The sequence below is a fragment of the Bradyrhizobium sp. Ec3.3 genome (assembly GCF_000472925.1).
Lineage (GTDB): Bacteria > Pseudomonadota > Alphaproteobacteria > Rhizobiales > Xanthobacteraceae > Bradyrhizobium.
Genome location: NZ_AXAS01000073.1, coordinates 1 through 14422, shown reverse-complemented (window position 1 = coordinate 14422; position 14422 = coordinate 1). Strand labels below are relative to the sequence as shown.

The following is a 14422-nucleotide window of genomic DNA, read 5'->3' as shown; positions in this document are numbered from 1 at the left end:
CCATGCTGCGCGTCGATGCCTTGCAGGCAATCTATCCTGAGGTGAAGGATCAGATCGTTGTCACAATCATGGGCGCCGTCGCTGCGGAGCTCTACACGCTTGGCCACCGCCCCAACTTCTTCTACCTGGAGCATGCGATGGGGCTGGCTTCCTCTATGGGACTGGGCATCGCGGTCGCCATGCCCCGCCACAAAGTGGTTGTGATCGACGGCGACGGCTCGCTGCTGATGAACCTCGGCACGCTGAGCACAATGGCGCGCTACTCACCCGGCAACCTGGTGCATATCGTCTTCGACAACGCAAGCCTGCTTTCCGTCGGCGGCTTTCCCACAGCGACTGCGACTGGTACCGATTTGGCGGGCGTGGCGCGGGCTTGCGCCATTCCGCAGGTAACAGAGTCCGACACGCCAGAGCAGCTCAAAGGCGCGGTTGCAGGCGCATTGGCGGGCGGGACGCTGACGACGATCGTCGCCAAGGTCGAGGCGGTTGGACCCAAATCGTTTCACATGGATTTGCCACTATTGGAGAATCGCTTCCAGTTCAAGCGTGCGCTGGAGGCGCTGCGGCAACACGACTAAGACGTGACCTGCGTTTGAAGTGAAGGAGGCGAGCATGGCGGATAGACAATCTAGCGGCATATTGGCCCAACTGGTGGAAGAGCTGAACTCAAAGCGAATTCACGTCGTGGACCTCACCACGACACTAAGCCCCAGCACGCCCGTGATCGATTTGCCGCCGATCTTTGCGCCGTCGCCGGGGCTGACGCTCACCGAGATCTCGCGCTACGATTCCCGTGGCCCGGCATGGTACTGGAACGTGCTCACGCTCGGCGAACACACGGGGACGCACTTCGACGCGCCGATCCACTGGATCACCGGCAGGGATCTTCCCGAGAATGCGACCGATACGATCGCGCCGCGCAAATTCATCGGCCCCGCTTGCGTCATCGACGTGACGGCGGACGTTCAGGCCAATCAGGACTTCCTGCTCACACCTGAGCGTGTCCAGTCCTGGGAGGCGACGCATGGTCGTATCCCCGCCGGAGCATGGGTACTGCTGCGCACCGGCTGGAGCGCCCGCACGACTCGCGAGGAATTCCTCAACGCGCGCGACGACGGCCCCCATTCGCCGGGGTTCTCGAAGGCATGCTCCGAGTTCCTGGCGCACGAACGCGATGTCCTGGGCGTCGGCGTAGAGACCATCGGAACAGACGCCGGGCAAGCCGGCACCTTCAATCCGCCATTCCCCAATCACGGTACAATGCATGGCGCAGGCAAATTCGGCATCACGAGCCTGATCAATTTGGACCAGTTGCCGCCAATCGGCGCCGTGGTCATCGCCGCACCGCTCAAGATCGCCGACGGCTCAGGCAGCCCGCTGCGCGTCATTGCACTTGCACCCGCGTGATGCAGACGCCAACCGATCGGCGTTCGATTTTTCAGCGAACTACTCTGCCCCAAAAACACACCCAAATTGCGATTTTTGGCCTTTGGGGCGGCTCACGTACCGTCCGAGAATTGTGATACATATATCTGATTTTGCCGATGTTTTTGTGGTGGGCGCACCAGGGCTCGAACCTGGGACCCGCTGATTAAGAGACACGCCACTCGCGTTGATTTCACGAGAGAATTTTTCCAACTAAGCCAAAATCGGATCAATACAGATCAATAGCTTACAGCGAATAATCCAACCGCGGGAGAGCGCGCACATGGGTGGCGGACCGATCCATCCGAAAGGTGTCGGGGGTTCAAGTCACTGGAGCGCTACCGCCTTTCTCCACACCAACCAAACCTACGATATCTCATCCGATCTTACGCATGAGGCACGTCATCGGCGCCGCAGTGGGCTCAGGTCTTACGCTCTTTAAGAACTCCGTTGAAGGGCGACGAACGTTAGTATCGGGCGCCAAAAGGCGACGCCACGTCGCCTACTGTCAGGGTTATCAGAAGGATCGCCAGCGCCACCCGCTTCGGCCACGTTCTTTATGAGCGCTCGAGTTCGAACGACGATGTCGCCTGCTCGCTTACGATCGTTTGCGATATTATTGTCATTTTTCGAGCCGCCTTCGCGCACTCGGCGGCTCTGGTCTCGTACCTCTCCAGCTTCGTCTGTAGATCACTCAGCACAGTGCCCTCCACGCTTCCCACGCGAGCGTGAATGGTTGTCGGGGGGCTTCGACCGAAAAGATGACCGACTCCCGGCAATTTTGGAGCCGACAAAAGTCGACTTGGAGCGCCTAACCTACGGCGCTCCCGCCCACTCTAGCGGTTGCGAGCCGTCTAAGAAATCGCCCCGCTGTGCATCGGCGGGCTTTTTTCGTCTCACTTAGCGCGCTTGCTGCTTTCGCGTCCCGGTCAATCGTCGTCGCGATCCCGGCCGCGACGCCAACCACCCTCATAACGTGGGCCGTAGTAGCCGTAGCTGTGTCGATAGCGATAACGGTCTCGCCACTCATCGTCGTCACGGGGTCGATAGTATCCGTAGGGGCGATAATAGTCCGGCTGCCGCCAGCAGCGTCCCCACTCATTGCAGACCAATCGGACCTGTTCGATGCCTGACACCGACGCCACAGGTGGCGCGATCGGCATGGCGCTGGCGCTAGTCGCAGCCAATCCGGCGAGCGCTGCGGCAGAAAAAAAAGAACGGCAATCGGCTTTGCCATCGAAGCCTCCATAGTTGAACTCGTGTGCAGTGTGGCGGTGCTGGGCTGAACCGCGGTTGAATGGGCGTCGCCGAAAAACGCCGCGATCGTGAACGCGGGGACAGACGCCGGTCGCTAGTTCTTCGAGGCTGCGAGCCGGTCTTGCGAGCTCTGCGGCAGAAGAACGGATAGGATCCAGCACCAGCTCAGGCACCTAGTTCACAACCACCCTGGACTACATCTAAATTTGGGTGGCTCGCGAATGCCGCGAGCATCGTACTAGCTATAAGCCTGCCGGGCGGACGGCTCGCCAGAGTCCGCTATGCCCCGATAGCGACGAACTTCCGCAGCGCAGCGAAATGACGCGATGGGCCATGTGTGGACGGCTCCGGGTTGGCAAGAGTTTTCTTCACGCTTGCGGCGGTGGTCGGAGCAGCCATGTGTTCGGCCTATTAGCGCGGTTCACCTGACCGCTGGCCATAATGCCCTCCGCGGATCAGGTCCCGGTCAAAACCTCGCATTCGATGATGCCGTGGCCCATGTGGGTTGTCCTGATCGCCGGATCGACCGGCGCTGCATTACGTGCTGTTCGCTCTCCCAACCGTTACGTCACGCCGGATATCCGGCGCGATTCCTTTACGTCGCGAGTGCAGCGGGCTCCCGGTAGCGTTCGCCCCTGGCCATCATGGCCCACGCCATGCGGGCGATCTTGTTGGCGAGCGCGATCGCAGCAACCCTGGTCGGTCGACGCGCCAGCAGCCCCGTAAGCCAGGGCCGATGCCCCGTGCCATGGATCTTGGCATAGCGGATCACGGCGAGCGCGCCAGCCGTGAACAGGCTGCGCAAATAGCGATCGCCTTGTTTGCTGATACTGCCGAGCTTGTCCTTGCCCCCGCTCGAGTTCTGCCTCGGCACAAGCCCGACCCAGGCCGAGAAGTCCCGTCCCGATCGGAAGGCCTTCGGATCAGCAATACTCGCGACCAGAGCCGTCGCCAGCGCCGGACCAACGCCGGGGATCGCGTCAAGCCGCTTGCTCGTCGCATGTGAGCGATGCCAGGCGATGATGCAGCGGTCGAACTCCAGGATCTGGGCCTTCAGTGACCGCAATTGACTGCCGAGAGCCGTGACGCAGGCGCGCGCCACCTCCGGCAGCCGGTGGTCGGCTGGATCGGCGACGACCTCCAGCAGTTGCTCGACACCCCTGCGTCCGACGGGGGAGACGATCCCGAACTCGGCAAGATAGGCACGGATCGAATTGATGATGGCAGTTTGCTGGCGGATGAACAGATGGCGCGCACGATGAAGCATCAGACAGCTCTGTTGCTCGAGGGTTTTGGTCGGCACAAACCGCATGTTGGGTGACCGCCTCGCAAATCGCCTCCGCGTCCGTGCTGTCGTTCTTCTGTCGCTTGACGTAGGGCTTCACATAGGCCGGAGGCATTAATCGCACCGTATGCCCCAACGCCTGCAGGTCGCGGGACCAATAGTAGGATGACGCGCAAGCCTCGATCCCTGCCAGGCATGGCGGCAACTTCTGGAAAAATGCTACGACCTGCTGGCGCTTTAACTGACGGCGGATGACCACCTGGCCGGCTGCATCAACGCAATGCACTTGAAAGACCGACTTCGCGATATCCAGACCGATTGTCGAAATTGACTGCATAGGCTGCTCCTCCGAATCGTGGGAGCCTCACACGGCGCCCACTCCTTGGCGCTCTCACGCCGGTGGAGGAGCCGTCCACAGCATCACAACCGGACCGGTGCACTGCAGCAAACAATGTTTCTATTCGATTACTTCGTTGGCGGCCGCAAGTAGGGCAGGCGGCACGGTGAGACCGAGGGCCGTTGCGGTCTTGATGTTGATCACCAACTCGAATTGGGTCGGTCCCTGCACCGGCAGGTCGGCCGGTTTCTCACCGCGCAGGATGCGGTCGACATAGCCTGCGGCCTGTCGGAACAGCTCCGGGATGGAGACGCCATAGGCCAAGAGACCGCCCTCGTCGGCAAAGGAGCGCAGCGCGGAGACCAGCGGAAGCCGGTGGCGTGCCGCCAAATCGACGACGCGTTTGTGATGCCCCGTCGTGAACGGATCGGGCGGCACCAGCAACGCACCTCCCGGCTCTCGCACAAGCCCCGCAATACCCGCTTCGATTTCCGCAACGTCGCGCACCGGCGTATCGAGCACGTCCAACGAGAATTGTCCGGCCGCTGACTGGGCCGACTGCAAGGTTACCTTGGCACCGGGATTATCGGGATTGTAAAGGTACGCAATGCGGGTCACTTGTGGCGCAACCTGCTTGACCAGATCGAGCCATTTCGCGCCGAGCGTCGGCTCCAGGTGCGAGAAACCCGTCATGTTGCCGCCAGGATGAGCGAGGCTCGCCACAAAACCCCGCTCCACCGGCTCGCTCACGCCAATGAACACGATGGGCACTCCGGGAAACGCCGATCCGATCGCGCGCAAGCCGATGCTGCTGTTGATCGCAATCACCTCCGGCACCCTTTGCCGCAGTTGCTCTGTGATGCCGCTGTCCAGCGGACCCCAGAGATAATCGACGCTGACATTGCGACCGGCCACCCATCCAGCCTTTTCCAATCCCTCTCGGAACGCGGCGGCGCGCAGTAGTCCTTGCTGGTCGCCCTCAACGAATTGCATCACCACTGAGACCCGCCGCGGCTGCTCGCGCTGCTGCGCGCGTCCAGCGACAGGCCAAGCAACCGCCGCACTACCGAGAAGCGTGATGAACTCGCGTCGCCTCATAGGCCTTACCCCGAGCCGGAGATAGCCTATCACATCGAATGGGAGCTGTTAGCGTCGCACATGAACTCGGCTCCGGAATGACCGGAATGGATTCCGTTTGCTCGTAGCACTTCCATCGCTCCGCGTGCTTTGCTAGAGGCGTTTGGCCTTTATCCGGTCCCCGAAGTCTCAGTCGACATTGCCGTGTCGCCCGCATTTCGTTCACGCGTCACCAGCTTGAAAAACATCGGTACAAAGAGGATAGCGAGGAAGGTTGCGGCCAGCATACCGCCGATTACGCCAGTGCCGATGGAATGCCGGCTCGCGGATCCGGCGCCGGCCGAAACCGCCAAGGGCACGACGCCGAGGATGAAAGCGAGCGACGTCATGATGATCGGACGAAAGCGCAGTCGGGCCGCATCCATTGCCGCATGGTAGACGGAAAGTCCTTCGCGTTGGCGCTGCGCCGCAAATTCGACGATCAGAATGGCGTTTTTGGCAGACAATCCGATCAGGGTCACAAGACCGACCTGAAAATAGATGTCGTTCTCAATACCTCGCAGATAGATTGCCACGATGGCGCCAAACAGCGCGAACGGCACCGCCGTGATGACAGCGAGCGGCAACGACCAGCGCTCATACTGCGCGGCCAGAATCAAGAACACCGCGAGGAGTCCAAACAGGAAGCCTGTCGACCCGGTCCCCGCGGTTTGGATTTCCTGAAAAGCCGAGCCCGTCCAGCCGATGCTGTAGTCCGACGAAAGCGTCTCCGTCACGACTTGCTGGATTGCCGCGATGGCCTGCCCGGAGGACACGCCGGGAGCAGGATTGCCGAGAATTTTTGCAGCCGGGACGACATTGAAGCGATCCACGACGTCGGGTCCGATAACGCGATGAACCGTTAGCAGCGCATCGAGCGGAACCATGGTGTCGTTTTTCGAACGAACGAACACATGCCGCATGTCCTCGGCCGACTCGCGAAAGGCACCTTCGGACGACATCGTCACCCGATAGGTGCGCCCGAACAGGATGAAGTCGTTGACGTAGAGGCTGCCGAAAGTGCTCTGCATCGCCTCGAAGATGGTGTTGATCGGTACCCCGAGAGCCTTTGCCTTGTCTCGATCCACATCGAGGCGGTATTGCGGCTCGTCGGTCGTAAAGGTGGTCTGCACGCCGCTCAGTTCTGGCCGCTTGTTCGCGGCCTGCACCACCCGTTGTGCCGCCTCGGCGAGTGACTGAAGGTTGCCACCTGAGCGATCCTGCAAATAGAACTCGAAGCCGCCGGTGGTGCTCAGGCCAGGAATTGGCGGCGGATTGATGCCGATAACAATGCCGTCGCGGAAATCTGCGTTGAGCGCGGAAAAGGCTGGCGCCAGATTGCGCGCGTCAAGTTTTGGGTCGCGGCGTTCCGACCAGCCTTTTAACGTCACGAACGAAATGCCCGCATTTGTTCTCTGAGAGCCGCTCAACAGATCGTAGCCGGCAATCGTCACAACATCCGCGACCGCTGGATTCGTCATTGCTCCTTCTGTGACCTTGGCGGTCACCTGGAGCGTGCGATCGAGCGAGGCCGCGGGCGGCAGCATCGTCACCAGGAAGATGTAACCCTGGTCTTCGGGAGGCACGAGGCCGCCGGGAACGCGTTGAAATAGCCACCAGGTCACTCCCAGCATCGCCGCAATAAGAGCGACCGCGGTCAAGACATGCCTGAGGAAGAAACCGACGCCGCCAGTGAAGCGCTGTGTCACCCAGTCGAAGCCACGGTTGAATATCCGGAATGGCCGCCAGGTTTCCGTGTGTCCCGGTTTCAGAAACACTGCGCAAAGCGCCGGCGTCAGGGTCAGCGCCACAATTCCGGAGATGATCACCGATACTGCGATGGTGACCGCAAACTGCCGGTAGAGTTCGCCGGCGAGGCCGCCGAGGAAAGAGACCGGGACGAACACCGCGCACAAGACCAGCACGATCGCAACCAGCGGTCCGCTGACTTCCTGCATCGCGAGGACAGCAGCCTCGCGCGGGCTCTTGCCATCGGTGGTCATGATGCGCTCGACATTCTCAAGCACGATGATGGCATCGTCGACCACGATGCCGATCGCCAGGATAAGGCCGAACAACGTGAACAGATTGATGGAAAATCCAAGCAGGTACATGCCGGCAAACGTACCGACGATCGACACCGGAACCGCGAGGATCGGGATGAGGGTCGCCCGGATGTTCTGGAGAAACAGAAACACGACCAGGACGACAAATAGGATCGCCTCGACAAGCGTCTTTATGACTTCATGGATTGACGCTTCGATGAAGCGGGTCGTGTCGAACGGCACCTCGTAGCGTAGTCCGTCGGGAAAGCGCTGCGACAGGCGCTTCATCGTGGCGCCAACCGCCGCTGCGACCTCCAGCGCGTTGGCGCCCGTCTGCAGGTAGATGCCGATCGGCACCGCGGGCGTGGCGTTGAGCGTGGAAACGGTTCCGTAGTTCAAGGAGCCGAGCTCAACCCGGGCGACGTCTTTCACGCGCAGCGCCGCGCCGTTCTCGTCCGAACGCAGGACGATCTGCTCGAATTCGCGCGGATCGACCAGCTGTCCCTTGGTCGTGACCGAATAGGTGAAAGCCTGATGGCCTGGCAGGGGCCCCTCGCCGAAGCGGCCTGCGGCAAACTGGGCATTTTGCTCGCGAATGGCTGCCGCGATGTCGCTTGGCACGAGCTTGTACTGAGCGACCTTGTCGGGGCGTAGCCAAATGCGCATGGAATAATCGGTCGCACCGAAGAGCGTTGCATCGCCAACTCCGGGCGTGCGCTTCAGCTCGTCAATGACATTGATGAGCGCGTAATTGGAAATGTAGAGCGCGTCGTATCGGCGATCCGGCGACGACATCGTCAGCACCTGCAGGAACGAGGAGGACCGCCTGGTGACCGTAACGCCTTGCCGCCGGACCTCCTCCGGCAGCAGCGGCAGCGCGCGCTGAACGCGATTGTTGACGTTGATCGATGCCTGATCAGGATCGGTCCTGCTTGTGAACAGGATGGACAGAGTCATTGAACCAGAGCCGTTCGAGGTCGATTGCATATAGATCATGCCTTCGACCCCATTTATCTGTTGCTCCAGTGGAGCGGCGACGGTTTCGGCGATCGTCTGGGCACTGCCGCCAGGATAGGTCGCCGTAACGACCACTTCGGGAGGAACGATTTCCGGATACTGCGCGATCGGCAGCGCCCGCATCGCGATCAGTCCGGACAGCAATATGACAATCGAAACGACAGTCGCGAAGATCGGCCGATCGATGAAGAATTTCGACATTACGGGCGCACTCCCAACGGAGCCCCGGGTGCCTGTTCGTGTGACTCGACGGGTGGCACATATTTCACCGGTGTTACTTTTTCGCCGGCGCGAACGCGAATAACACCGTCGACGACAACCCGTTCACCGGGTTTGAGGCCATCCGAAATGACCCAGTCCAACCCGACTTGCTGACCCAACCGGACGGGTCTGACCTCGGCGACATCGTTGGCGCCGACGACGTAGACAAACGGCCCCTGTGGACCCTGACTCACCGCTTCTTTGCGAATTGCGATCGCATCGAGCAGGGTAACGCCAAGGATGCGCAGGCGCACGAACTGGCCTGGAAGCAGGAGACCGTTCGGGTTGGGGAAGACCACTCGTGCCTGGATCGTGCCGGTCTGCGGGTCGACTCGCGGAGCGGACGTATCGAGCTTGCCTCGATGCTGATAGAGGCGGCCATTGCTGAAAAATAGCTCCACCGACAAGTCTTTCTCATCGATCGGATTTGCCCGCCGTTCATTGAGGTCCCGGTAAGCGTGCCCTTCCTCATCGGTGAACGAGAAATTCACATAGGCGGGATCCTGCGGCGTGATCGTTGTCAGGAGCGTCTGCTGGGCTTGGATCAGCGAGCCGATCGACGGCGAGTTCAAAGCTGTGAGTCCTGCGACCGGCGCCCGGACCTCCGTATATCCGAGGTTCAGTTTGGCGCTGGCGATTTCGGCTTGCGCTGCCTCGACCGTGGCGCGGGCCTGATCGCGGGTCCCGAGCGCTTCTTCGCGTTGCTTTTCCGTCGCGACGTTACGACGCGTGAGTTCCTCCACGCGAGCATAGTTCTCTTCCGCCTGGCGGAGCGCCGCCTGTGCCTGATTGAGCTGGGCCTCGGCGCGGTTGAGCGTTACCTGGTAAGACGCGGGGTCGATCTGGAAAAGAAGCTGCCCCTGCGTGACCTTGTCGCCTTCGTCGAAGTCTCGCTTCAGCAACAGGCCGCCGACCAACGCACGCACTTCGACGTCCCGGACTCCCACGATTCGGCCGGCGTACTCAAAAGGCAGCGGCACCTCGGCTGACTCAGCGGTTACGATGCCGACTTCCGGCGACGGTCGTGTGGTATGTTGGTCTGCGGGCAGGTCCCTGGCGACCCACGGCCAGCCGAAAACAGTGATATAGGCGCCTGCTGCAAGCGCGATCAGAATAGCCACAATGGCAACGTATCGCTTTCCCATCAGCCCCACCATCGTGATCCGTACCGGATTCTACAGACTACTGGTGATGCAGCGGCTGATCCGCGACTGCCATCCAAGCAGCGGCTGATCGATGCCAAAGAGCTGGCTGGCGAAAGGCAGGATGCCTTTGTAATCATCGAAGGATTTCATGGGCGTACTCCTGACGATGAACGCGGCGATCGTTGCTGATCGCCGACAGCGCCCGCTGCTGCAGGCGTGCCGCGAGCGGCCACGCTGCTGTTTCGGCCATGAGCCCGATGAACTCGCGCGGCCTCATGCCGGTCGCTCCGACCCTCCCACTGAAAAATTTCAAGGTGTCAGGCCATGGCCGAAACGGCGTTGATCTAAATCAAGTCTAGAACCTGCGGATCCTCGGTCCGCTAATGGGATGGTCCGGCCGTGCTCCGGCCCTGCCAGCACGAGAAGCTGGCAAGGGGCGCTCAAGACAAGGAGCACGCCATGTCTCAGAAACTCGCCGTGATCGGCATCGATATCGGCAAGAACTCGTTCCACATCGTGGGTCATGATCACCGCGGTGCCATCGTGCTGCGGCAGAAGTGGTCACGCGGCCAGGTGGAAACGCGGCTCGCCAACCTGCCGCCGTGCTTGATCGGCATGGAGGCCCGCGTAGGTGCCCATCATCTCAGCCGCAAACTGCAAATGCTTGGCCACGACGCCCGCATGATGCCGGCGAAATACGTGCGCCCGTATTCGAAGGGACAGAAGAATGACTTCCGAGATGCGGAAGCGATCGCCGAGGCCGTCCAACGCCCGACCATGAAGTTCGTCGCGACCAAGATCGCCGATCAACTCGACCTTCAGGCACTGCACCGCGTCCGCGATCGATTGGTCGGTCAGCGTACCGGCGTCATCAATCAGATCCGTGCGTTCCTGCTGGAGCGGGGCATCGCCGTGCGGCAAGGCCGGCATTCCCTGCGGTTCGAGTTACCGGGTATCTTGGCGACACGCACCGATGTGCTCTCGCCTCGCATGTTGCTCATCATCGAGGGGCTGGTGGAAGACTGGCGCCGGCTGGATCAGCGTATCGAGGGGCTATCTAGCGAGATCGAAACACTAGCCCGTCAAGATCAGGCCTGCCAGCGACTGATGACGGTGCCTGGCATTGGCCCGATCATCTCGAGCGCAATGGTGGCCGCGATCGGCGCTGGAGACGTGTTCTCGAAGGGCCGCGACTTCGGCGCCTGGCTCGGGCTGGTACCGAAACAGATCTCGACGGGAGATCGGACAATCCTTGGCAGCATATCAAGGCGCGGCAATCGCTACCTGCGCGCGCTGTTCGTACAAGCCGCGTGGGTTGTGCTGGTCAAGGTCAAGTGTTGGGAGCGCTATGGCCTCAACTCCTGGATCGAAGCCGCCAAGAAGCGATTGCACCACAACGTGCTGGCGATTGCGCTCACCAACAAGCTCGCCCGGATCGCCTGGGCGGTCCTCAACAAGGGACGCGCTTTCGCGTGCGTCAAGACGGTGGAGACGGCAAACCGACCTGCTTGATCCTCGCGCCGTACGCGGCGCCGTCAAGGCGCGGCCTGGCAGCAGGAGAGCAAGACGTCGGGACAGCACGACGGCCGGCCTTGACGGCCCCTTGCGCGCGGCGCGTCTGCGCGCGCAGGCCGGGACGAAGGAACGACCGCCAGGCACGAACAAAGGAACAGCCATGAAATGAGGAGAGACCCATCGACGATGTAATCTTACCCGCCGAGGTCTGCGAGAGGATGAGACGACGATGGAGAATCGGTCTTCCCGGCGCATGCGAACACTGGTGACCCAAATGGCCCATCCATGTCCGCTAACCAGATCGCATACGCGCTGATATCCATGATGGCCCGGAGCACTGCGCTCCAAGCAGAGGCCGGATACATTGATGCAAGACCGCATCTACTGGATCGTCGAAATCTTCTTGCACCGCACGGCCGGACCATACATTGGGTCATTCTCGACTGAGCCAGCCGGTTCTGCCTGCTCTTGATGTCCGTTTTTACCTGAAAGCGAACCGACTATTACGCGCACCCAAATTGACGCGAAGGGCGATTTCCGGACTCATGCATCGCAACAAAGCGAACCCTGTTCGATTACCTCGTCCGCGCGGGCGAGCACCGATGCCGGCAGATCGAGGCTGAACGCCTCGGCGGCTTTCAGATTGATCACCAGCTCGTACTTGGTCGGCATTTGCACCGGCAGATCAGCCGGCCTCGCTCCGGCCCTTATCAGCGCAATCATGGGCCATGCAGGAGCGGCCCCAACGTCAGCGTCTTCTTTGTCCAAAGCTCGGACGAAGTTGCCAGGCGGTCCTCGCAGGTGCCTCGGCCTCAATCAAATCGGATGCCAAATGCCCGCGCTGCTTAGCTTTACTCTGGATCTGAAATGCGGGTCAGCATCTTCACGTGCGGTCCCGCCCGTTTGAAGATCGGCTCCCAAAAGGCATAGGCCGTCTCGGCGAAACTCGCGCTTATGGTGAACTTCGTGAGCGCCCCCCGATATGCGGCCTGTCGCCGGCAGCCCTGCCCCTCGACAAGGTGCCAAATAAATTGAGCGACATGGCGCGCGTACGTGCTCGGACGACCTCGGTGGTTGGGTACGATCTCAAGCCGCATGGTCCCGGTGTCGCGCGTCTCCGGTTCGGTGATGTTGGCAAGCCAAATGAAGATTGATGGATCAATACTCGCGGCATAGCCGTCGCGCTTGAGCTGCTGATTGATCATAGAGAACGCGCTGGCAGCCTCTCTGAAGCATTCGCTCAGGATGAAGTTCGCCTGATTCTCCAGCTTGCCGCTCCGAAGATCGTCCAGCAATCTGACCGCCTCGTCAGTGAGCCGCCGCATGTATTGCACTTGCGGCTGCCCTGCGCTGTCGGCTGGTTCCTTCTGCACAATCAATTCGCCCGCATCCGCGCGGAACTCCGTTGCGGCTTCTTTGCGAACGGTCAAAAAATTGCTTTCAAGACTGGAAGCGCCGATGTCTTTCGACGCCGCTTCTCCTTCCACCCGTGTCTCTACGAGGTCCTTTGCATGGTCCAACGTAGCATTCAGGCTGGCTTTGATATTTTCAAAAGCTCTGTCTTGATACTCCTTGGCGATCTTCGCCATCATCTCGGTGGTAGTGTCGAAATCTAGGAGTTCGTCCCTGCGCGGCGCCGCCGCATTCTGAGATTCAAGCACCGCAACGGGACTCGGAGCCGTCGCTTGCCTTGCAAAAATCGATTGATCAGACGTCTTCTCGCCCGCGTGCTCCAATCGCGGATTGGAAGCAGCAATCCCGCTGGACGCCACAAACAGGCCATCGTCAACGGCTCGACTCGCCGCCGCGGTAAGCTCCACCAGCGAGCGTCGCGCACAGCGCGTATGGCTAGCACGCCGCCTTTTTTGCGTGAGGCTCATGATCTAACGACCCCTCGACAAGCTTTTTCAAGACCCAGCGCCACAGCTCACGAACTTCCTCCGAGGCTCTTCCCCCTTGTGCAAACTCGGTCACGCCTAATCCTGCCCCAAGCGCGTCCTGGTGGTCATTGCGTTGCCCGACATAGGGAAGCGCAAGCACCCCGAGCGAATTGAGCGACGTTGCAGCTTCACTCAAGCGGCAGCCCCGCGGCGGCGTCTGATTGAGGACGAAAGCAAATCGGCGGTTGAGCCTACGAATAGCAATCAGCGTCGGTATCGCAGCTTCGATGTCGGCCAGACTCGGACGCACCGGGATCAGGCAAAGATCGGCCCTCGCGATAGCGCACACGGCCAGCGCATTGTTCGTGGCTGCGGTATCGATGACTGTAAGCCAGATTCCCTCAGCTGCAAGGCTGACGAGCGCCCCTTCTATTTCGGCGGGATCGGAGACCCGAACGACCCGCGGATAGGGATAGCCGCGCCGCTCTTTCCATTTTGAAATCGTGCCTTGTGGATCCGCCTCGACAAATGCGACGCGCTCCCCGTTCCCCATCGCTGCGACTGCAATTCCGACCGCCAGCGTGCTCTTGCCGCTTCCGCCTTTTTGGGTGACCAGAGCAAGGACATACATCTCCTGTGCTTCCCGTATGACAACGACATGAAAACGCACGAGTCGTCGAAAAAGTTGGGCCTACCAATCGGTGACCTACCATTCCCCATCGTGAATCGCATCAAGAGCGAGCGTGGAACTCACAACCAAATCAAGGCCCAGCCACTAACGGTTTACCGCGGAGAACTCTTCGCGAAAAAGGGCGAGCCTCCTCGATGGATAACAAGGGATCGCGGATCTCCCGCGACTCGCCCTTCGTCCGGGTGATGGTCGTGGTAGGGACGAGGATTGCTCCTCGCCCCCCACCCAGATCCCGGCGAGCGCTGCTAACGCACCGGGCTCCTCCCTCGGGTTTTGGCGTCGAAGCGGTGACAGGGCAGCGGGTGTAGTGTCTTGATTGGCGGAAAGAAGCGATCGACGAGGCGGATGAAGCGCTCCCAGGACAGATCAGCCTTCTGACTCCGACGCCGAAGCGTCGTAAGCCAGAGCCTTCGCACCTGATTGCAGAACCACCACATGCTCGGGTGGT

Annotated in this window: 11 protein-coding genes and 2 pseudogenes; 4 read left to right on the top strand and 9 right to left on the bottom strand. The window is 60.7% G+C overall.

What is annotated here, in order from left to right; translation table 11 throughout:
- Positions 1-2 precede the first annotated feature (2 nt).
- The 3 genes from YUU_RS0140250 (at position 3) to YUU_RS62480 (ending at position 2676) form a co-directional block, all read left to right on the top strand.
- Positions 3-578 carry a thiamine pyrophosphate-dependent enzyme gene (locus YUU_RS0140250; protein ID WP_027527335.1) on the top strand — a complete coding sequence of 192 codons (576 nt, stop codon included), beginning with the start codon at positions 3-5 and terminating at the stop codon, positions 576-578.
- A gap of 34 nt (positions 579-612) precedes the next feature.
- The gene (locus YUU_RS53440) at positions 613-1407 is read left to right on the top strand and encodes a cyclase family protein (protein WP_035664675.1); all 795 of its coding nucleotides are present in this window, start codon (positions 613-615) and stop codon (positions 1405-1407) included.
- 1143 nt (positions 1408-2550) lie between these two features.
- Positions 2551-2676, top strand: coding sequence for a hypothetical protein (locus YUU_RS62480; protein WP_256375332.1), 126 nt, complete (start codon positions 2551-2553; stop codon positions 2674-2676).
- Positions 2677-3277: 601 nt separating this feature from the next.
- On the opposite strand, the pseudogene YUU_RS53435 reads toward YUU_RS62480, so the two are convergent.
- The 5 genes and pseudogenes from YUU_RS53435 to YUU_RS59440 form a co-directional block, all read right to left on the bottom strand.
- A pseudogene (locus YUU_RS53435) lies at positions 3278-4304 on the bottom strand (IS110 family transposase).
- A 120-nt stretch (positions 4305-4424) separates the two neighbouring features.
- Positions 4425-5402, bottom strand: a complete 978-nt coding sequence (locus tag YUU_RS0140225; protein WP_027527333.1) for an ABC transporter substrate-binding protein — start codon at positions 5400-5402, stop codon at positions 4425-4427.
- Between the two features lie 149 nt (positions 5403-5551).
- The gene (locus tag YUU_RS0140220) at positions 5552-8683 is read right to left on the bottom strand and encodes an efflux RND transporter permease subunit (RefSeq protein WP_027527332.1); all 3132 of its coding nucleotides are present in this window, start codon (positions 8681-8683) and stop codon (positions 5552-5554) included.
- Positions 8683-9888: an efflux RND transporter periplasmic adaptor subunit gene (locus YUU_RS0140215; RefSeq protein ID WP_027527331.1), complete on the bottom strand. Its 1206-nt coding sequence runs from the start codon at positions 9886-9888 to the stop codon at positions 8683-8685. Before YUU_RS0140215 ends, YUU_RS0140220 begins: the two co-directional genes overlap by 1 nt.
- A 133-nt stretch (positions 9889-10021) precedes the next feature.
- On the bottom strand, positions 10022-10165 hold the full coding sequence (locus YUU_RS59440) for a hypothetical protein (RefSeq protein WP_156944792.1): 144 nt from the start codon (positions 10163-10165) through the stop codon (positions 10022-10024).
- A 182-nt stretch (positions 10166-10347) separates the two neighbouring features.
- Here YUU_RS59440 and YUU_RS0140200 point away from each other — a divergent pair, with 182 nt between their 5' ends.
- Complete coding sequence (locus tag YUU_RS0140200) at positions 10348-11400, top strand: IS110 family transposase (RefSeq protein WP_035664680.1); 1053 nt, start codon at positions 10348-10350, stop codon at positions 11398-11400.
- A 546-nt stretch (positions 11401-11946) separates the two neighbouring features.
- Here the strand turns inward: YUU_RS0140200 and YUU_RS59430 are convergent.
- The 4 genes and pseudogenes from YUU_RS59430 to YUU_RS60880 form a co-directional block, all read right to left on the bottom strand.
- Positions 11947-12171 carry an ABC transporter substrate binding protein gene (locus tag YUU_RS59430; protein ID WP_256375331.1) on the bottom strand — a complete coding sequence of 75 codons (225 nt, stop codon included), beginning with the start codon at positions 12169-12171 and terminating at the stop codon, positions 11947-11949.
- An 83-nt stretch (positions 12172-12254) separates the two neighbouring features.
- Complete coding sequence (locus YUU_RS0140190; protein WP_156944789.1) at positions 12255-13283, bottom strand: hypothetical protein; 1029 nt, start codon at positions 13281-13283, stop codon at positions 12255-12257.
- A complete protein-coding gene (locus tag YUU_RS0140185) occupies positions 13252-13914 on the bottom strand; it encodes a ParA family protein (protein WP_027527328.1) in 663 nt (220 codons plus the stop codon). Before YUU_RS0140185 ends, YUU_RS0140190 begins: the two co-directional genes overlap by 32 nt.
- 305 nt (positions 13915-14219) lie before the next feature.
- Positions 14220-14422 (bottom strand): annotated as a pseudogene (locus YUU_RS60880) (hypothetical protein); the annotation flags it as partial.